This is a genomic window from Paenibacillus sp. TY11 (assembly GCF_059772165.1).
Genome location: NZ_JCBAIQ010000001.1, coordinates 1 through 18,490 on the forward strand (window position 1 = coordinate 1; position 18,490 = coordinate 18,490).

21 protein-coding genes and 1 riboswitch are annotated in these 18,490 nt (G+C 48.1%); of the genes, 2 read left to right on the forward strand and 19 right to left on the reverse strand.

The window, feature by feature from the left end:
- The 10 genes from cobJ to AC6EJC_RS00050 form a co-directional block, all read right to left on the reverse strand.
- Positions 1-943, reverse strand: a 943-nt coding sequence (gene cobJ, locus AC6EJC_RS00005; protein WP_444952165.1) for a precorrin-3B C(17)-methyltransferase, incomplete at its 3' end; no start/stop codon positions are given.
- A 310-nt stretch (positions 944-1,253) separates the two neighbouring features.
- Positions 1,254-1,438, reverse strand: a riboswitch (cobalamin riboswitch).
- Positions 1,439-1,495: 57 nt separating this feature from the next.
- Positions 1,496-2,050: an LOG family protein gene (locus AC6EJC_RS00010; protein WP_444952166.1), complete on the reverse strand. Its 555-nt coding sequence runs from the start codon at positions 2,048-2,050 to the stop codon at positions 1,496-1,498.
- A gap of 197 nt (positions 2,051-2,247) precedes the next feature.
- Positions 2,248-3,105, reverse strand: coding sequence for a uroporphyrinogen-III synthase (locus tag AC6EJC_RS00015; RefSeq protein WP_444952167.1), 858 nt, complete (start codon positions 3,103-3,105; stop codon positions 2,248-2,250).
- Positions 3,106-3,206: 101 nt separating this feature from the next.
- A complete protein-coding gene (locus AC6EJC_RS00020; protein WP_444952168.1) occupies positions 3,207-4,355 on the reverse strand; it encodes a GerAB/ArcD/ProY family transporter in 1,149 nt (382 codons plus the stop codon).
- A gap of 41 nt (positions 4,356-4,396) precedes the next feature.
- Positions 4,397-4,621, reverse strand: a complete 225-nt coding sequence (locus AC6EJC_RS00025; protein WP_444952169.1) for a hypothetical protein — start codon at positions 4,619-4,621, stop codon at positions 4,397-4,399.
- On the reverse strand, positions 4,614-5,834 hold the full coding sequence (locus AC6EJC_RS00030) for a Ger(x)C family spore germination protein (protein ID WP_444952170.1): 1,221 nt from the start codon (positions 5,832-5,834) through the stop codon (positions 4,614-4,616). Before AC6EJC_RS00030 ends, AC6EJC_RS00025 begins: the two co-directional genes overlap by 8 nt.
- Positions 5,834-7,459, reverse strand: coding sequence for a spore germination protein (locus AC6EJC_RS00035; RefSeq protein WP_444952171.1), 1,626 nt, complete (start codon positions 7,457-7,459; stop codon positions 5,834-5,836). Before AC6EJC_RS00035 ends, AC6EJC_RS00030 begins: the two co-directional genes overlap by 1 nt.
- A 179-nt stretch (positions 7,460-7,638) precedes the next feature.
- Positions 7,639-7,977: a hypothetical protein gene (locus AC6EJC_RS00040; RefSeq protein WP_444952172.1), complete on the reverse strand. Its 339-nt coding sequence runs from the start codon at positions 7,975-7,977 to the stop codon at positions 7,639-7,641.
- 15 nt (positions 7,978-7,992) lie between these two features.
- On the reverse strand, positions 7,993-8,706 hold the full coding sequence (locus AC6EJC_RS00045) for a pirin family protein (protein WP_444952173.1): 714 nt from the start codon (positions 8,704-8,706) through the stop codon (positions 7,993-7,995).
- 68 nt (positions 8,707-8,774) lie between these two features.
- Positions 8,775-9,632, reverse strand: a complete 858-nt coding sequence (locus AC6EJC_RS00050) for a LysR family transcriptional regulator (protein WP_444952174.1) — start codon at positions 9,630-9,632, stop codon at positions 8,775-8,777.
- Between the two features lie 180 nt (positions 9,633-9,812).
- On the opposite strand from AC6EJC_RS00050, the gene AC6EJC_RS00055 reads away from it, so the two are divergent.
- Positions 9,813-10,793, forward strand: a complete 981-nt coding sequence (locus AC6EJC_RS00055) for a DMT family transporter (RefSeq protein ID WP_444952175.1) — start codon at positions 9,813-9,815, stop codon at positions 10,791-10,793.
- Between the two features lie 216 nt (positions 10,794-11,009).
- On the opposite strand, the gene AC6EJC_RS00060 is transcribed toward AC6EJC_RS00055, so the two are convergent.
- From AC6EJC_RS00060 to AC6EJC_RS00085, 6 genes are all read right to left on the reverse strand, one after another.
- Positions 11,010-12,998, reverse strand: a complete 1,989-nt coding sequence (locus AC6EJC_RS00060; protein ID WP_444952176.1) for a methyl-accepting chemotaxis protein — start codon at positions 12,996-12,998, stop codon at positions 11,010-11,012.
- A gap of 154 nt (positions 12,999-13,152) precedes the next feature.
- Positions 13,153-13,560, reverse strand: a complete 408-nt coding sequence (locus tag AC6EJC_RS00065; RefSeq protein ID WP_444952177.1) for a DoxX family protein — start codon at positions 13,558-13,560, stop codon at positions 13,153-13,155.
- Between the two features lie 118 nt (positions 13,561-13,678).
- Positions 13,679-14,539 carry a M56 family metallopeptidase gene (locus AC6EJC_RS00070; protein WP_444952178.1) on the reverse strand — a complete coding sequence of 287 codons (861 nt, stop codon included), beginning with the start codon at positions 14,537-14,539 and terminating at the stop codon, positions 13,679-13,681.
- Between the two features lie 3 nt (positions 14,540-14,542).
- Entirely contained in the window at positions 14,543-14,956 is a 414-nt protein-coding gene (locus AC6EJC_RS00075; RefSeq protein WP_444952179.1) for a BlaI/MecI/CopY family transcriptional regulator, read from the reverse strand.
- Between the two features lie 146 nt (positions 14,957-15,102).
- Positions 15,103-15,942 (reverse strand): winged helix-turn-helix domain-containing protein, encoded by an 840-nt coding sequence (locus tag AC6EJC_RS00080; protein ID WP_444952180.1) that lies wholly within the window; start codon positions 15,940-15,942, stop codon positions 15,103-15,105.
- Positions 15,918-16,313, reverse strand: coding sequence for a Fur family transcriptional regulator (locus tag AC6EJC_RS00085; RefSeq protein WP_354450173.1), 396 nt, complete (start codon positions 16,311-16,313; stop codon positions 15,918-15,920). The genes AC6EJC_RS00080 and AC6EJC_RS00085 overlap by 25 nt, the downstream gene beginning before the upstream one ends.
- Before the next feature lie 186 nt (positions 16,314-16,499).
- Here AC6EJC_RS00085 and AC6EJC_RS00090 point away from each other — a divergent pair, with 186 nt between their 5' ends.
- A complete protein-coding gene (locus AC6EJC_RS00090; protein WP_444952181.1) occupies positions 16,500-16,817 on the forward strand; it encodes a YczF family membrane protein in 318 nt (105 codons plus the stop codon).
- On the opposite strand, the gene AC6EJC_RS00095 is transcribed toward AC6EJC_RS00090, so the two are convergent.
- Genes AC6EJC_RS00095 through AC6EJC_RS00105 form a run of 3 tightly spaced genes read right to left on the reverse strand, consistent with a single transcriptional unit; the run spans position 16,728 to position 18,476 of the window.
- A complete protein-coding gene (locus AC6EJC_RS00095; protein ID WP_444952182.1) occupies positions 16,728-17,243 on the reverse strand; it encodes a GerAB/ArcD/ProY family transporter in 516 nt (171 codons plus the stop codon). The two genes, AC6EJC_RS00090 and AC6EJC_RS00095, sit on opposite strands and share 90 nt — an antisense overlap.
- A complete protein-coding gene (locus AC6EJC_RS00100) occupies positions 17,149-17,370 on the reverse strand; it encodes a GerAB/ArcD/ProY family transporter (RefSeq protein WP_444952183.1) in 222 nt (73 codons plus the stop codon). The genes AC6EJC_RS00095 and AC6EJC_RS00100 overlap by 95 nt, the downstream gene beginning before the upstream one ends.
- On the reverse strand, positions 17,367-18,476 hold the full coding sequence (locus AC6EJC_RS00105) for a GerAB/ArcD/ProY family transporter (protein ID WP_444952184.1): 1,110 nt from the start codon (positions 18,474-18,476) through the stop codon (positions 17,367-17,369). The genes AC6EJC_RS00100 and AC6EJC_RS00105 overlap by 4 nt, the downstream gene beginning before the upstream one ends.
- Between the last annotated feature and the right edge of the window lie 14 nt (positions 18,477-18,490).

Genomic DNA, 18,490 nt, shown 5'->3' on the forward strand with positions numbered 1-18,490 from the left:
CCCTACACGACGCTTTCCCGATCTCAACTGCAGCGCCGCTCGCGGAAGGCCCGCCGGGCATTGCCAGAGCTGCGCCTGCCTGCGGTGTATCCAGCGCGCGATCCTCTTGCGCGCTCAGCGACCACGGCTCCGCTTCCGTGCGGAGACGCTGATGCGGCTTGAGCGCCTGCTCGGTCGCATTCAGCGTGTATTTGCGCTGATATCCGCGCGGCGTCACGATTAAGCCGTCATACACCGTCGTCGAGGAATTACCGATGATTACGGTCGTCAGCATCCCGATGTCGTGGTTCAGCATATCTTCCAGCGTCGTTACGATAACTTGCTGACGTTCACGATAAGCACTCTTCACCAGCCCGACTGGAGTTTGTGGATCGCGGTAACGCAGCAAAATGGATTGAGTTTCAACAATCTGGCGTGTACGCCGACCACTGCGCGGGTTGTATAATGCAATCACAAAATCAGCCGAAGCCGCAGCTTCTACACGCTTCACAATCGTTTCCCACGGGGTCAGATGATCACTCAGACTGATCGTGCAAGCATCATGCATAACCGGCGCCCCCAACAACGAAGCACAGGACTGGATAGCCGAGATCCCCGGCACGACTTCGACCTCAACCCCGTCCTCGCGACGCCACCCTTTTTGCATCAGCACTTCATACACCAGCCCTGCCATGCCATAGACACCCGCATCCCCACTGGAAATGACGGCTACCTTCTTGCCCATCTCTGCTTGACGAACCGCCTCCTGCGCACGGCTCACTTCCTCTGTCATCCCTGTGCGTACAATCTCCTGTCCGTTCAACAACGGACGGATCAAATCAACGTAGGTATTGTAGCCGATAATGACCTCACTTTCGGCCAGCGCATCCAGCGCCCGTTTTGTGATATGTTCCATATCTCCTGGTCCAAATCCAATCACCAGCAATTTTCCTAATGGGCTCATCGTGCTCCTCCTATTCATCCTTTTCAGGGCAGCTATTCCTATCTATCTCAATGATTTGTGGACATCCTGTAACTCAAAAAACCCCATCCTGCCCGGATGGGGTTCCTATGTACGCATCTCTCATCAGACGAACAAACAGCGTAAGAAGACAGTTCGTCTCCCTCCAAACTGCCGCTGCTTTCCATCTGTTTTGTTTACGCTTCAAACGCTGCTGCACGTTCATATCCACGCAAACCTGTAACCAACATGGAAAAAGCAACGTGTGCCTGATTTCCTGATTTCGTACACCCATCCTCTCCGCGAAGGTTAACGGTGCATACAGATCAAGGTAGGTCTCCTGGCTTGGCATCAACAGATTCTTTCGTCTTCCCCGTTTTCACGAGTGACCATTTAAAAGAATCCTCTTCCTTACAGTGGCGGGACCGCTCGGGACTTGCACCCGATTCCCTGTTACCCTTTGCTCAACCGCAAAGGCACCTTGTCTGTCCGCTATTTGATTATGGGTCTTATCATAACCTTGCCTCAATCAGTTGTGCAAGCACGAAAAACGCTTTATTTCAAGTTCTCTGCTTTATTTTTTAACATATGTAGCAATTCATCCGGGTCCGCAGAGATACTCAGTAGCGCTGGATGCTCAGACCCCGCAAACCCCTCTTGCACGCTATGACGTACCATTTCTACTAACGGGTCAAAATATCCATTCACATTCAGTAGCCCAATGGGCTTGCGATGAATGCCGATTTGTGCCCAGCACAATACCTCGAACAGCTCCTCAAAGGTTCCCAATCCACCCGGAAGGGCAATAAACGCATCAGCCATCTCGCTCATTGCCGCTTTACGTTCATGCATGCTCGCTACCTCAATAAATTCGGTAACTCCCCGATGAATGATCTCTGCATCAAATAACAAGGTGGGCATAATGCCGGTGACCTGACCGTCACCCGCCAGCATTCCATCCGCAACCTCACCCATCAGCCCCCTGCTAGAGCCACCATAGATCAGACGGAAATGATGTCGAGCCATGGCTTCCCCCAGCTTACCTGCCGCCTCAAGATATACCGATGAATGTCCAGGTCTGGACCCGGCAAATACACAAATCGAATTCATAACGTCTCAGCTCCTGTCCTAGTATCATGCATCGAAACTTATTCATTATATTAGATAAATATTTTCGCTATAACAAAAAACTTTGTCGATGCATGTCCAACAAAAAAAGATAAAGACCTCGTAGGCCCTTATCTTTATTTTACTCTGTATCAGAAAATATAAGTTCTTTTTAGCACACTGCATTTATAATTTCTATCTCATTTCAATGACCGCTTCACTATCTCCAGACCAAAGCCATGCACCGAATCGCTATGTTCAAAATATCTTCCCAGTTCCACCATCATCGCGCCCATGCGCTCTTCTACCGGAAACACGATCCGTTCAATCCCTTCCTCCAATATGGACTGCGCAGTCACCTTGCCTACCGATACAGCAATCACATCCTCACGAAAAGCTTCCAGTAAATCCTCGATTCGATTTTGCTCTCTGGCATATTGAGCCAAAAAGCGGATTTGCGGACCGCTCGTGAACGTAACGGCATCCACCTTACGATTTACGATATCTTGCAGCAACGCTTGCAAATTCTCTTCCTCGGGCGGTATATGCTTATAAGGAAGCACCTGCCGGGTAATTGCGCCTTGCTCGTCCAGCCACTTCACCAGCCGTGGGGCCGGATCACCGTGTAGCTGCAATAGCACTTCCTTGCCCTTCAGATCATATGGGGCAAAGGCCCGCGTCAACCCGGTCAAACTTCCGTCCTCATCCCGTACAGCTGGTGTGAAGCCACGCTTTTTGAGTCCATTGACCGTCTTGTAGCCCCGCGCTGCAATGTTCGAGGATTGGAGCAGCTCTATAATCTGCTCTGCCACCCCCATATCCTCAGCCATATCGAACAGTGCGTCCAGGCCCATGCCTGTCGTAAAAATGTTCCAGTCTGGCGGCTGCTTCACCCACGATACAACGGCGTTGCGCAGCTCGATATCATCCAGAAAAACCGTCCCCTGGGCCGGACGCTGCACTGGCTCGCCCCCCATTTTTGCAACCAACAGTGCCATTTCGTCTGCTTTACGGGGACCAGCAAGGGCGATCCTCTTGCCTGCCATGCGCTGTGCCATCCTGTTCCCTCCCTTGTAGAAGTCGTAATCCTTTCTATCAAGTATACAATTAGAGGGCTAAAAGACAAATAAAAATTACTTTTTTGATGGATATAGTAATCTTATAAATCTGCCTGTCTTTCTCCGCCCCCCAACTGGTCTTTCTGTCTGTTATCCTGCTTTTCGCCGGATGGCTTATCACCGCCGCCTTCTTCTTTACGTTTGGGTCGGAGTAGCAGCCATAACACAAATGGCATGAAGACAAAGAACATGACCATAACCACGGTCCACTCCCGGATGAATTCATATATTTGTACAATGTTAGAGAACAGCATAAAGGAACAGACGTAACCCAACAAACCAACTGGCCAAACAATCAAATTCCCCCAGGCTGGAGCAAACATACGCTTAACAGTCAAACTGATGACGTACAGATCAAACCCCATTTTCGTAAGCAGAGTCGGCACGGTAAGAGCGCCCACAAATAAATCGAACCGATCCAGAAAATCGGTCACTTGCAACTGACGCGCCAGTTCATACGAAGGATAAAACAGTCGTGACAAAATGGGGACACCGATAACCAGCTCTGCCAGTAACACAATCAGAACCAAAAAAACGGTTCCAGTCAGATGCCCAAGCCACGCGCTCCGTGGACTATAATTTTTTCCCAAAATCACAAAGGGCAACATCATAATGTCTGCCATATAACCAAGCATGCGCCAGCTCCCTTTGACCACTCCACCTACATCTGGATGCAAGAACGGTCTCAGTACCGCAAAATCCATATTACGCCCGAAAATAAGCGGCATGGTCAAGAGCGTCAGGATCATCAGCGGAACAAAAACTTCCGTCATATTCACGATAGTGCTAATTCCACCTTTAGCCATAAACACTAAAGTTAACAATATAATCAGAGAAATCACGACAATTGGGGTCAACGGCAACAGCGTAACCTGTACCAAATCCGTAATAATTCTCAAATCCCTTGCAAATATAATCAGGAAAATTATAAGGTACACCGAGAGCAGCATGCGTCCCAGTACGGGATAAGAGCTTACTATGGCCTGAAGCATATCCTGATCTGGAAAACGTCTCCTAATTCTAAGCGCCACATAGATCGGCAGGCACAGCACAATGGCGGCAACCATACAAGTCCAATAAGCATGCTGGTTTGCGTAATCTGCTGCCTGGGCGGGAGCATGTACAAGGGTAATACTGGCCTGCAGCAATACACCAAGCAACACGATTTGTCTGGTTGTGAACTGTTTCATAAAGGTACATCTCCTTTTGGCCCACAGGCATCCATTACACGTTACAACGTAGGGGGGAGCCACATGTCAATAAAACGGGTCAGCCATGTAGCCACATAAACGGAACTTCTTGTCGATGTTCCGTAGATCCAGATACCAATACTAATTACGTACAATACACGTGAGATCCATCGGTTGACGGCAGGTGCAGCGTTGAGACTTTTGCGGTCAATCAGATACATGAAGAGAATAGCCAGCACCAATGGCAGCAGAAATACCTTATTCATTCTGAATGTTCTCCTTTTTGACCCCGAATGGCTTGGTGATTGCACCAATATTTTCGATGTGTACGACCGGATCTATGGTGACCTCTGCCTTGGGATACAAACGATCCCATTGGGGTTTAATCCGCTTCCATTCATCAGGGCGACTTGTAATGATAACCCGGCCCAGACCAAGCACATCCGAATGATACTTTTGCTGAATAACACGAACAGCCTCTCCCAGTTCCTTCTTGATCTGCTCGGCAACCTGCTGTTCCAGCCACTTCAGGTTTGCCTCTTTGGAAATATCGAAAGTCGTCTCATTCTCTTTTGCATTCCCGTTGCAGTTTATATGAATGGTCATCCGAATCTCATCCCCCCGAATATTGGGTTCGATATGGACCTTATTTTCGATGAGATCTACGGAAATGTAACCTTTTCCTTTGGGTGGAAGTACAAAAATTTCCGTATTCTTGGCCTGATTCATACCCAGAAGCAAAAATCGGCTTAAATGATTATCTATTATGCCAGTCACCCTGTCTTTGCGAAATACAGCCAGCCCGTCGACCTGAATATTCGTCTTCTTGTCCTTCAGATTGGCTGGACCATTCTTCACCAATGACATGACCGGCACAGCCGGATCAATACCATCCAGCAGGATCGTATTCAACAGCAGCTTAATTGAACGAGGGTTTTCCATATAGGAATAGTTGAGCTCGCGAACCATTTCTGCCGGATACTGCTCAATCGGAGCATCCGCCTGCAGCACTTCCAGCGCCGATCCCTTCGTTATGACAACGAGAGATGATAAACGGTTCTGTGGGACGCGCGCCAATACATCCATCATATTGCCGATCCCTTCCCGCGCCAGTGCCTCGCCGAACAACAGCACCCGGCGATGGGAGTAATTCAGCGTTCGCGAAACCCCTCGCTGTTCCTCGGCGCTTGCTCCCCGAAAGCTTGGGCCTATCTTGGACTCCAGATAATAGGACTTCGTCCCGCTTGTGCCTCCCCCGCCTCCTGTGTTTCCCGAAGCTCCGAGCTGTCCGGGGAGCGCAATTTGCATCGTAACCCGATATTGATCCCCTTCCTTATCCATCCCGGTGCCCATCACAAAGGCCACATCGTTCACCTCACGGCGATCCCAGCACCCTCCCAAAAGAACAGAACAGAGCAGCAGACAACTGAGCACGGCCAGTTTACGTATTTTCCCTGTATCAGAGCCTTGGGGCTTCATCACCATCCCTCCTCGGTTGTCGGCGTCCCATTCATCTTTTCTTTTTCCCGTTTGTTGTTGTCTTTTCTGATCCATGAAGGACGTTTGATCATTTTCCACCAAGGTGCACGAACAATGATATCCTTTTGATCCGTATGGTTGTATGGGCTGTATCCACTCATGTAAGGCACGCCAAACGACGTTAGCTTGGTTAAATGTGTGGCGACCAGCGTTGTGGCAATAATGATCCCAAACAGTCCAAACATCCCCGCCATCAGCATGATCGGAAACCGCAGCAGACGAATTGTAATAGCAAAGTTAAAACGTGGAATGGTAAACGAAGCAATACCTGTGAGCGACACCACAATGACTATGGGCGCCGATACGATCCCTGCCTGTACTGCGGCCTGTCCAATAACGAGCGCGCCGAGGATACTGACGGCCTGACCGACGGTTTTGGGGAGGCGAATCCCTGCTTCCCGTAATGCCTCAAAAGAAATCTCCATCATCAACGCTTCCACCAGTGCGGGAAAAGGGATGGATTCACGAGCCGCCGCAATGCTCAATATGAGCGTCGTCGGCAGCATATCATGATGATAGGTCGTAACCGCTACATATAATGCTGGCAGAAAGAGAGCCATTACGAGAAAAAGAAACCGAATCCCTCGCACCATATTACTGATGAAAAAACGCTCATAATAGTCTTCGCTCGCTTGCATCATCTGCCACATCGTCACTGGCCCAATCAAAGCAAAGGGCGTTCCGTCCACAAAAATAGCAAAACGTCCTTCCAGTAACTGTGCAGTGACGGTATCAGGCCGTTCCGTGTATTGCATTTGCGGAAACGGTGAAAACGGATGATCCTCAATCAGTTCCTCAATATATCCGGTCTCCAGCACACCATCAATTTTGATATCACTGAGCCTTTTTTTAACATCCTCCACCAGTTTTGGATCTATGATTCCTTCGACATAGGTAATCACGACACTGGTTTGGGTTTCCTTCCCGATGGTCATACTTTGCATTTTGAGCATCGACGTCTTCAACTTGAATCGCAGAAGTGCCGTATTAACGCGAAGTGTCTCTGTGAAGCCCTCACGCGGCCCACGAATAACCGCTTCGGTCTGCGGTTCCTCCACTCCACGGCGGACACCTCCCTTGGCGCTGAAAATGTACGCACGCGGCGTACCCTCTACGAACAAGGCGGCATTGCCGTCCAGTATCGCTGCCGATACCATCTTCCATTGATCCATCGTTTTGGTCTGAGACATGGAGATACGCGTTTCATCCAGCGGCTCCAATTTGCCGTTCACTTCAGGGTCCTTGAGCATCATGCCCAAAATGAAAGGCCGCAGGATATGATCCTGCAAATCCTCCGATTTTACCGTACCCTCAAAATAAGCCAACAACCCTTTGCGTTCAGGGGAAATCATTAGCTCACGGTAGACAACATCAGAACAATCCTTAAAAATATCACGCAGTGCGGTCAAATTATCTTCCAGACTGGTTCGCAACGGCTGTTCCAGCCACGAAGGCTCAGGCAGTCCCTTGAGAACACGGGCATCTCGTGGCTTGCGGTCCGGGGCCGGAACCGCTCTTCGGCTCCACGGCAATCTTGGCAACTTGGGAAAGTGTCCTTTCTTCATCGTTATTCCCCCTTTACGAATGAGCCGAACAGGTAATATGACATATAGGATGTACCAGCCTGCAAAGGATTATGTATCCAATAAACTCAACATGTCGAACAGATAACAAAAAGACTCTGCAATGATGCAGAGCCTTCGAAAATCCATGATACATCCGAAAATTTATTATAAAGGAATGATTAATCTCCCCAATACTCTTCGGGATGGTATTCAATCTCAGAACCGGCTTCGAACGTAAGCCCACCAGTCTGATCATTATATTTTACGCTTTCCGGGGTGACGTAATACCAATGCTTCACCACAGGTCCGTCATCTGCCGGCGTTACAAAACGAAATACGTTCAGCTCCTCGCTGTAACGCACAATCGCCTCCGCCGCCTCACGCGACAACTCTTGAAGCGTGAAGCGAAACACGCCGTCCGCCAATTCCAAACGGCAATCGAAAACCTGCTTGCGGCTGTCAGCAAAGCTACGCCCTGTGACGGCATGCTTGATCAGCCAAGTTTCCTGCTGCGCCATTGCGCGCACCTCCTTTTAGGGCAAATCAATCAGCATATAAAAAACAGACTCTTCTGCTTCCAGGGATAGCTTCGGTTCCTGCTCAATACGAGCTGAATCGCGCCCTTGCAGAATATGTTCACCGTTCACACGCAGCGAGCCTTCGATGACGAACAAGAACACGCGCCGTCCCTCGGCCTGTGTGAATTCTATTGGTTCTCCGGGCTGAAGCTTGCTTAAATAAATCGTTAAATCCTGGTTGATGGCAGCTATTTCGCCCTCCGTGCCCGGAACACGCTTCCCGGCAACGACAGGTAGAAGCTGACCGTGCAGACGCTCAGGGTTGAACGCTGTAGTCTCGTATGACGGTTCCAGTCCTCTTGTGTGCGGGCTAAACCACAATTGCAGCAGACTGACATCCTCCGTTTGCGAAGCGTTGTGCTCCGTATGAATGATGCCGTGCCCCGCTGACATTCGCTGAATGCCTCCAAATTGGGTTACCGCCACATGTCCACGGTTGTCTTCATGACGCAGTTCGCCGTACAACACAATCGAGACAATCTCCATATCACTGTGCGGATGCGCTCCGAAGCCCCGTCCCGGTGTGATGACATCGTCATTACATACACGCATAGGGCCAAACGCTGTATTGTCCTCATCCTGATACTCCGCGAATGAAAAGCTGTGACTCCCCCGCAGCCATCCCTTATCGAAGCTGAATCGGGAAGCAGCCGGATATATTGTAAACATAATAGCCCTCCTTCAGGATGAAAAATGAATCAAATCCCTCTCATTGTACCCGAGCCCAAGCGATAAAGCTACGCCTCTGTCTGAGTGATTATCTCATCTATAAAAGACTGCAAGGTACTGGTAACAAAGGCTTCCTTACGGCGGATAAACACTGTTGTTACTTCATTGTACGGCTCAGGCACCGCATGACCACACACAAGGCCTTGAGCCACCAGCCCGCTGATGGAAGATTCGGGAAAAACCGTCATTCCAATGCCGGCCGCCACACTGCCGATAATCGTCTCAAATGTCCCAAACTCCATAATCTGCTTAGGAATAATGCCCTCCATCTTGAGCCAGGTTTCCAGCCGTCCCCGGTAGCCACAGCCTTTTTTATATAGGAGGAGCGGACGAGTTGTAAGATCTTCAACGGAAAAGTCATCTCCTTGGGATACGAGGACCAGCTTTTCCTGAAATACATCAAACTGTTCAATGAGGGGATGCTTCACCGGCCCGGTCACAAAGGCTCCATCCAGCCGCATTTCTGCGACCTCCTGCACCAGAGACTCCGTAACCCCGGCCTTGAGGGACAATTCGACATCCGGGTACTTGCTATAGTAAGCATGTAAAATTGCCGGGAGGGCAATTACTGTCTCCACAATGCCAATCTCCAGCACCCCCGAAGGTGCAGAAGTGTTCTGAAACGCATGTTTCATTTCCTCAAATTGCGATAAAATGCTTTTCGTATATTGCAGCAGACGCTTGCCCTCGGCATTGAGAATCATACCCCGCTTATGTCTATAAAATAAAGGCGTTTGCAGTTCCTTTTCCAGTAGCTTGATTCTGGCCGTTACATTGGACTGGACATAGTTAAGCTCGGCTGCTGCCTTACTAACACTGCCATGAGCAGCCACCGTCTGGAAAATGTTTAAATCGTTCAGATCCACTACTGCTCCCCCTTATTGTGAAGGGCAAGGGCCATCAAAATTGACGCACCTTGTCACTTATTATCATTTTAAATGATCATAATGTTTATTTTCAATCATTTTACCAACAGCTTCCTATCCTTTATGATGTGTCCATAAGATATGTCCGCTGAGACCGGCAAGGAGGAGCTTTTGTACACCATGAACAGACAAATCATGACCGGATCTTTATTATGCCTGATCGCCAGTATGTCCTGGGGGGCGATGTTTCCGGTTTCGCACATTGCATTACAACACATCAATCCACTGTACTTTTCATTTTTACGCTATTTCTCGGTTACACTCATATTAATCGTGCTATTGTGGCTCAAAGAGGGACGGACTGCATTTCGCTTTGAGGGCAAGGGCAAGACGTTGTTGTTCTTTGGGACGATGGGATTTACCATTTATAATATGGCCGTTTTCCAGGGACAGCACGCGATGGGGGCAGCAGGTACCCTTGTAGCTTCTATAATGGAAGTACTAATGCCGATGATTTCCATTGCAATGGTGTGGATCATGACCCGTAAAATGCCACCGAAATATACATTAATCAGCATGGTGATTGCACTGGCTGGGGCACTACTTGTGATCACGAACGGTAAATGGACCTTTTTTACGCTTGCCGGACAACATTTACTGCCGCTGCTGCTTATTTTCGTAGGCGTCGTCGGATGGGTCGTATATTCCATGGGAGGTAGCCATTTTGCAGGATGGTCCACTCTTCGGTACTCAACCTTGACCTGCCTGCTCGGAACTCTCGTTTCTTTCGTAGTCGTCACATTTGCCTCTGCTTTCAACTGGATTGCGGTGCCGGATTGGCAGCATGTATGGTCAGTCAAATACGAAATGAGCTTTATGATCCTGCTTCCGGGGCTAGGCGCCTTGCTTAGCTGGAATGCCGGAATCCGAAAGCTGTCTCCACTCAACGGGATTCTATTTATTAACTTTGTACCGATTACCACGCTGGTACTCATGTACTTCCAAGGTTATGCCATTAGCCGGTTTGAATTGTACGGGACAGTGTTGGTTATTTTCGCACTGGTGCTGAACAATATGTTTCAGAGAAGTTCCCTGCGTCCTTCCAACAGCTCACGGGGTGTCCGTTTCCGTCTGGATCGCCGCAAGTCGTTCCAACGATGATTCTAACCCTGCAAACCAGAAGTTATGGTATAAACATCAAAAAAAGCGCCTGGATACGGAGTATAACCTCCTGTATCCGGGCGCTTTTTATCATTTCAGGATTTTGCAAAATTCGACTTCAGTCGCTCTGAAGTGCAAGATATAGACGAACTAATCCACTTCGATCTATATCTTGTTCGTTGGAAGTCGCTTATTGGATTTTTGCGAAATCCTCATTTATGATTTTCCTTCAATCTTGAAACGTCCAACCAGTTCGCGTAGTTCCTCTGCCATTTGGCTCAAGTCCGCTGAGGAAGAAGCAATTTCCTCGATGGAAGCGAGCTGTTGCTGTGCGGCCGCAGAGATCGACTCGGTGTTGCTCGCTGCCTCGTCAGAAATATGGGAAATATCGCTCATAATACCCACGACATCCGCTGCACCACGGGCCATTCCCTGGGTCACTCCGGTAATGTCATTGATATGCTCCGTTGCTCGTTCCACGGCCTGGCTGATTTCCGCAAAGGATTGCTCGGACATGCTTACCGAATCAATACCTTCCGTCACCCGTGTCCGCGCTTGATGCATAGCGCCCAGAGCATGGTTCATATCCACCTGCATCGCTTCAATGCGCTCCGAGATCAAGGTAGCCGATTTCGCAGATTCCTCAGCCAGCTTACGCACCTCCGTAGCGACCACGGCAAATCCTTTACCGTGATCCCCGGCGCGTGCGGCCTCAATGGACGCATTCAATGCCAACAGATTCGTCTGTTTGGCAATACCGGATATAACGCTGATAATATTCACGATTTCACCGGAGCGCTCATTGAGGGAGTCCATGGCCTGTCCGAGATCGTTAACGGTCTCGTCGATATCATGCATCTTCTGTACAGCCTGCGTAGCAGCCTTGCTCCCCTCCTGAGCAGACTCGGCGTTTCTCCTTACATGTTCAGATACGCCCACCATTCGCTCGGATACGTTCGCTGTTTGCTGAGCCAGCTCCTCCATACTTACGGAGCCTTGCTTGACGCTTTGCAACTGACGTTCGCTGCCTACAGCTACTTCCTGGATAGCAATGGTGACATGCTCAATGGCTTGGGTTGTCTGATCTGCACCCGCAGCCAGCTCCTCCGCTGAAGAACTTACCCGATCTGTCGTTTCGTGTACGCTTCGAATCATCGTACGCAAACTGTCGACCATGGTTTGGAAGTGAGAAGACAATTCGCCCACCTCATCCGTTTTTCCAGTTTCCAAATCGCCCGTCAAATCTCCTTCACTGATTCGTTCTGCTGATTTTTGCAGCTTACGAATCGGTACCAAAACAGAACGGGTAATCAGGAAAATCGCGATAAGCGCAATCACCAATGAGGCAGCCAGCACGAAAATGGTTACATAACGCATGGCAGCGGTCGCATCGCTAATCTCGGATTGATAGAAGGTACCTGCAATTTTCCAACCGGTATCCGTATTCGTTACATAGGTCAAATATTTCTCGCGACCTTCATGCATATAATTGAAGTTCCCGCTCGGCGCAGTATACAACGTATCAAGCGAATTCTCCTGAGGAGATGAGCCCGCTTTAGCCGTAGGATGGACTACAAATTTCTTCGTATGATCCAAAATGATGATATACCCCTCCTGGCCCACTTTGATGGAGGCCAGTTTACGTACACTTTCCAGATTTAGAGAAATCCCGATAACCCCAGACTTGTCCGAAAGCGTCTGAGATACTACGACAACAGGAATACCCGATGAATTGATGATCACAGGCGTAATTGCAACCTTACCGGGCTGCTTCATCGCTTCTATGTACCATGGTCGTGTGCGAGGGTCAAATGTCCCTTCATCCTCCTTGGGCACCCCCCGGATCATCAAGCCCTCTGGTGTACCGACAAAAACATCCATCGCATCTTCGTGCAAACCCTTGTATTGGATCAGCTTGGGCTGAATCAAAGGGCTATTTCGACCATCTATCATCGAGCCGTCCAGACGCTCCGCCAAATAACTCGCATCTTTAATTTTACTGGCGATTGCGTATTCAATAATTGAGTTAGCCGTCACTACCCCCTGATTCGCACTGCTGTGGAGCTGTTTTTCCATAGCATTATATGATGATTTATAGGTCGCAATGGAAATACTTAAGCTCGGAATCAGCAAAACAAGCAAAAAGCCTAAACTTAGCTTGTTCCTGAGTGTCCATATAGTTTTTCTCTTTCGCGTTGTTGCCATGTTTTTTCCCCTTTGCTCATAAAACGATATATTTGAATTACATTCCGTGTTAGTTATATCGGTTGAAAGTAGCAAATGATTTACAATAAAATTTCACAAAGGAGAAAAACAAAAACCGCGCCCTTTGAGACTAAGGACGCGGTTATATGAACATTTAGACCTGTACGTTACTGTTTTCAGCCTTTTTACGGCCAAATAACTGATCCACTGCCAGAAAACGTCCACCGACAAGTGCTTGCTGAAGGCTGGTGAACAGAATCAACAGATCAAATTCAATCGAGCCAAAAGGCTGTCCTTTTTTAGCAGTCAGCAATACACCGATCATAACGATGGTCAATGCTGCTCCAGCCAGTCGCGTTCCGATTCCCAGAACCAGTGCAATACCTCCAACCAGCTCAACCGTAGCGACCACAGGGGCCAACCAGCCAGGGAGTCCAATGCTTTGGAAGAAGCCGGAGGTTCCGTCTAATCCCTGAAACTTTTGTGCGCCGTGAACGATGAAAATAACCCCTGTAAAGATTCGTACCAACAATAATCCAATATTCGTAAGCGTTTGATTCATCTGCTCATCTCCCTTTAAGTTTTATAAAAATCATGCAATAAACTACATAGTGTAGTGTACTACACATCGAGAATCGGGAGCGCGAAAAGCGCCACCCGTAAGGAAACATCTTGCCAAACTAGATTAACGCCAGTGCAAACATAAGCGTCAACATCACTAGCACATAGCTGGAAAACATAATCGAACGCCAAGGCATTGGGATGACTGGTTCTTGCTGAGGGTCTAAAATACGTGAGATACGATAATTAATGGATGTTTCTGCAAACGAGGAACAAGCGGCGGAGTTTACCAGACGGGCATTAGCTGGCGTCATACTCAGAAGCTTGAGCAATGCGCTCCCAATCCCAACCGGTGAACCGGCTCGATGAATCGCTTCGTTATCAGCCAAAATCTCACGGGCCGTCTTATAAAGATTGGTAATATGACGCAGCACCGGCAAGTAAAATAGCTGTGTAGCACACATTTGCAGCAGCCAGGTCTTCAACGGATCATAATGTTTCATATGATAGGCTTCATGGTATATGACCGCCTCTTCCTCGTGCTTGTCCAGTACGGACAATAGTGCAGAGGACAATACAATGCGTGGCTTCCATAATCCCATGGTGAAGGCGGCAGGCTTGGCATAATCAATGACCCAAATTCGGTCGGCCCCAAGTTCACGATATCGTTCACCCAGTGCTTCGGTCAAGGGCAGGTCACGCATTCGGTGCAGTCTGCGGAAAGCCGCTCTAGTAGCCATACACTGTCTGACCGCTTCTCCTCCGGCGATACCGAAGGTAAGGAAAACCAGCCCGCTGAGCGCATCCACCATGTAGCCGATTCCGTAGTTCTGCAACAAACTTCTGCAAATTTGAAACACGTTAAAATTCAATTTCCAGCCGAAAACATGCTGCCCGGCGTACATACCCATCTGTATAAGGGCGAAACCCGAAATCAAGGCGCCTGCTGTAAACAGTAATTTAGAACGTGTTTTCCACATCGTCTACATATCCTTTTTCCATTGTTTAATTTTTTGTTCCAGACGTTCGATCAACATCGGATCGGCCACCTCCAGAGCATCAATCATATGATTGACAGCAAGCGGACCAAATTCATCCACCAATTCGTGACTCAGTCCCTTGGATTGCTCATCCATGAACTCTTCCCTGCTTAAAACTGGACGATATAAAGACGTTCTCCCACGTATACTCTTACTCAGTATTCCCTTTTCCACTAAACGGTTCATCACGGTCATTACCGTATTGAAGTTAAAGTCCCGGTCCCCCTCCAACGCGGTCTGCACTTCTTTGATACTCCGATCCGAAGTGGACCATAAAATATCCATAATTTTGGCTTCCAGAGGTCCGAAAAATCGGTTAAGCCCGGTTTCGCCAGCTTTAAAATTCAGTCGTTTCATAAGAAGCACCTCACACTACCGATTGTAGTGTATATATCCTGATAAAGTCAACCGTCACACCTAATGTCAGTTTCTTCATAGAATCATATACAAACCGCCGAATGTCTCCATCCGGCGGAAATTCATCGGCATTAATAACTTTCAGTTCAATCTGCCAATCTGTATCCTACACCTCTTACGGTTGCAATATATTCAGGCTCCGCAGGTCGATCATCCAGCTTCTTACGCAAACTTTTGACATGCACATCTACAACGTTGCTGCCGCCAACAAAATCCGTCTCCCAAATATCGTGCATCATTTGCTCGCGGGAGATCACTTTGCCTTGAGCATCAATCAGCTTCAACAGCAAATCGTATTCTGTTTTGGTCAAGTTCAATTGACTCTCTTCTTTATATACCAACATTTTATCACGGTCAATCCAGATGTCCTTGAACACTGTGCGATGGCTAGCTTGCGCTGCCTGACGAGAAACCACCGGATGACGTACAATCATTCGTTCGATATCATGCACCATATGATTGGAAGCCAGCGGCCACACCAGCACCTCTTCCGAAGGAAGCAGCTCATGCGCACGTACAGACATCCGATCCTGAACCACATACATAACTGGTGTGTCTTTCATGTGTTCTACCTCAAGACGATTGCGGATATCCAGTAATTCACTCCGTGGTTCGGTAGCGGTCAAATCGTAAATCAACAGATCACTTCCCAGATGACGCTGCACTTCAGGCTCCCAGCGATGGAAAACCATCACATCAAAACACGCATCTGACAACGTACGCACCAATCCGTGAACTACACCCGGTACCGAACTGATCAGGATGATACGGCGTGTGGTCGGACAATACAAAGGCTCATTGGAAGGAACGGTCTGCACCGTAGGTGTAGAGGGCGCGGATAACATCGATGTCCAACTGCCCTTCACCCGTCTAGGCATGTCAGCCACTTTGAAACGATTCGTTACCTGATTCGCTTGCTTTGACATTCCTTACACACTCCTCCGAATACGACATGGGCATGGGCAATAGTGTATCCCGTTTCATGCGCAACCGTCTCAATCCAATCGTGTGGGACTTCACTCATCACTTCATCTACTCGGCCGCATACCTGACAAATAATATGCTGATGATCATCCATCCGTCCGTCATAACGACTGGCAGCTTCCCCCAGCTTCAACTCGCGAATTAATTCCTTATCGGTTAAATAACGCAGCGAATTATATACCGTTCCATAGGCCAGATTATACCCACGCTCCATTAACCGATTCATAACATCGGCCGCAGTAGGATGATCGTGGGCTTCACGAACCACATCGTATACCGCTTGGCGCTGTGAGGTTAAATTTAAAGTTCTCATACCGCATCTCCCTTAGCTAATGCAGATTATATTTATTGTTAACTAGTAATCACAATAATAAATCAATTTAGAATAAGTATAAATCTTAATTTATTTTAAGTCAATGGGATCGGATAAATTGAGCCGCTTTGCAACACAATGTATACATGGTACATGCTCAGCTCATACACATCGGAGGGATATTTTATGAAAGTGCTGTGGATATTCACACTCTTTATGATACTCATGCTCGGAACCAATCTGCTGGTGAACTGGCTATTTGGTGTTCATCATCCTTGGGAGCCTATTTCATTGGCTTTTCGCACCATGCGACCATCGGAATATATCGTCCTGGCAGGAATGCTACTGTTGCTCTTTGTAACCGCGGGCAAAAAGCAAATTGGACACGCATTTCGCTTCATTTTCTCACGATGGTCACGTTTTCTGAGAGTTCCCTCTTCTAACTCTGCTTCTTCGCACCAGAGCAATCAGAAAGAACAGAAAAGGGAAAATGTAAACAAATAGTGGATGAATATAAATTAGGGACTGTCGCCCAAATTCAAAATGCTCGCTCAGGCTTGGCGTTCCTATCTGGGACCACAGTAAAACAAGAATACCGCAGGAAAGCAGCGTTTTTCGGTATGGTAAACCAAATATATCAGATATCCCTATCGCGGCTGCATAAAAGAACAGAGCCACTTTAAAAAAGTCGCCGATGATAACGGACATCAGTATAATGACATCGGGACGTTGCACGTATTCCGAAAGCTGTATATTCGCAAATGTGCTTAATAATGGAAAGATAGAGCGCTCCGTTATATCCGTACCCAGTGCGGTTGCGTTTAATATTGCGACTTCAATTAAAACGATGCCCGCCGGGAAACATTTCTGCCGTGTAGGTGTACATTCGGAACAATAGCATCCCGACAGCCATAGCGATAATCTGGGCAATCCATGTATTCCGTTCATATTCATTATCCATATTAATAATGACCGCATTTCCCAGAAGAAAATGGAACATCGGAATGAGCATTTGCCCAGTACTGATGTATGTTTTGTCGGCAAGGCGATGACTCACGACGCATTCTCCTCTCCTTTTTTATTCCGAGTCTTTTTCAGCCATGACACGATAAGCAGCAAGAAAGGAAAAAACACGGCAAATATCGGAAACAGCCATTTCAGCACAAATTCGCCTATTACAAGATGGTGTTGATAGCCCAGAGCCATCAATACGCAAGAAACGAGCATGATCAGCCCAAATGGCAGGATCAATTTACGGTAAGATATTCTTAATACATCCTCCGCAGCCTTAACCGCCGCATAATAGAAGATGAAGATTTTGAAAAAATCAAAAATAATAACGGTCATGACGCCGATGACATCTACCCTGTCGATAAAATCGGATATTTCTACCTTACTGATCATCGAGAGCAGCGGGTAATTCGTCCGTTTGAACACGTTCTCTCCCAGTGCAAGCACATTGGACAATGTAACAACAGACAGGAGCAGCCCCCCCAACAATACAGCGGTCACCCCTACCCCATTGGCACGGTAGCCCTTTTTTAATGTGGGGAGGATCATAGCAAACGTAACCATCTCGCCGTACGGGAGCATCACGGCTTGCGAATAAACAACTTGCCATATCGGCTGCCAGCCATGCTCGGCTATGGGCAATATATTGCCCACATCCACAATGCCTGCCAACAAAATCAATATATTCGTAGCCAGGCCCAGCAGCAGCAGCAAAATCAACATGATGATGGCCGTCCGGCCTGCAACCTCGATTCCCAGATGCATCACATACATCACAAGTCCAATCATCAAGGCACAGATGACTGTCAACGGCGTATGCTGAAGTGTCCGGTCGGCAATCAGTATCCCCGTGTCCCGAAGATCCCGTGCTCCGCCGTAAAGAAAAAACACGATATATATATAAGCAAGCGCACTCCCTGCTTTCTTGCCCAAAAGGGTTCTGCAGTACTGCGTCATGAGCAAGTCGGGAAAGCGTCGGTGAAGGCTGCCATAGCATACAAAAAGCATTGCCCCAAAAACCGTGGAAATGAGGATGGCGATCCATGCATCCTTCCCCGCATTCCTTCCGGGAATAGACATCATGGATGTGCCCATCTCAAACAGCACCATAAGAGAGATCATCTCTTTTGCGTCCATCTGTGTCTTTTTCATGGCCTTCCCTCCTT

What these genes read in the sequence shown, in the direction of transcription:
- AC6EJC_RS00010 (WP_444952166.1), bottom strand. Translation starts at nt 2,050, where the DNA reads ATGAATTCGATTTGTGTATTTGCCGGGTCCAGACCTGGACATTCATCG.
- AC6EJC_RS00015 (WP_444952167.1), bottom strand. Translation starts at nt 3,105, where the DNA reads ATGGCACAGCGCATGGCAGGCAAGAGGATCGCCCTTGCTGGTCCCCGT.
- AC6EJC_RS00020 (WP_444952168.1), bottom strand. Translation starts at nt 4,355, where the DNA reads ATGAAACAGTTCACAACCAGACAAATCGTGTTGCTTGGTGTATTGCTG.
- AC6EJC_RS00025 (WP_444952169.1), bottom strand. Translation starts at nt 4,621, where the DNA reads ATGAATAAGGTATTTCTGCTGCCATTGGTGCTGGCTATTCTCTTCATG.
- AC6EJC_RS00030 (WP_444952170.1), bottom strand. Translation starts at nt 5,834, where the DNA reads ATGAAGCCCCAAGGCTCTGATACAGGGAAAATACGTAAACTGGCCGTG.
- AC6EJC_RS00035 (WP_444952171.1), bottom strand. Translation starts at nt 7,459, where the DNA reads ATGAAGAAAGGACACTTTCCCAAGTTGCCAAGATTGCCGTGGAGCCGA.
- AC6EJC_RS00040 (WP_444952172.1), bottom strand. Translation starts at nt 7,977, where the DNA reads ATGGCGCAGCAGGAAACTTGGCTGATCAAGCATGCCGTCACAGGGCGT.
- AC6EJC_RS00045 (WP_444952173.1), bottom strand. Translation starts at nt 8,706, where the DNA reads ATGTTTACAATATATCCGGCTGCTTCCCGATTCAGCTTCGATAAGGGA.
- AC6EJC_RS00055 (WP_444952175.1), top strand. Translation starts at nt 9,813, where the DNA reads ATGAACAGACAAATCATGACCGGATCTTTATTATGCCTGATCGCCAGT.
- AC6EJC_RS00060 (WP_444952176.1), bottom strand. Translation starts at nt 12,998, where the DNA reads ATGGCAACAACGCGAAAGAGAAAAACTATATGGACACTCAGGAACAAG.
- AC6EJC_RS00065 (WP_444952177.1), bottom strand. Translation starts at nt 13,560, where the DNA reads ATGAATCAAACGCTTACGAATATTGGATTATTGTTGGTACGAATCTTT.
- AC6EJC_RS00070 (WP_444952178.1), bottom strand. Translation starts at nt 14,539, where the DNA reads ATGTGGAAAACACGTTCTAAATTACTGTTTACAGCAGGCGCCTTGATT.
- AC6EJC_RS00075 (WP_444952179.1), bottom strand. Translation starts at nt 14,956, where the DNA reads ATGAAACGACTGAATTTTAAAGCTGGCGAAACCGGGCTTAACCGATTT.
- AC6EJC_RS00080 (WP_444952180.1), bottom strand. Translation starts at nt 15,942, where the DNA reads ATGTCAAAGCAAGCGAATCAGGTAACGAATCGTTTCAAAGTGGCTGAC.
- AC6EJC_RS00085 (WP_354450173.1), bottom strand. Translation starts at nt 16,313, where the DNA reads ATGAGAACTTTAAATTTAACCTCACAGCGCCAAGCGGTATACGATGTG.
- AC6EJC_RS00090 (WP_444952181.1), top strand. Translation starts at nt 16,500, where the DNA reads ATGAAAGTGCTGTGGATATTCACACTCTTTATGATACTCATGCTCGGA.
- AC6EJC_RS00105 (WP_444952184.1), bottom strand. Translation starts at nt 18,476, where the DNA reads ATGAAAAAGACACAGATGGACGCAAAAGAGATGATCTCTCTTATGGTG.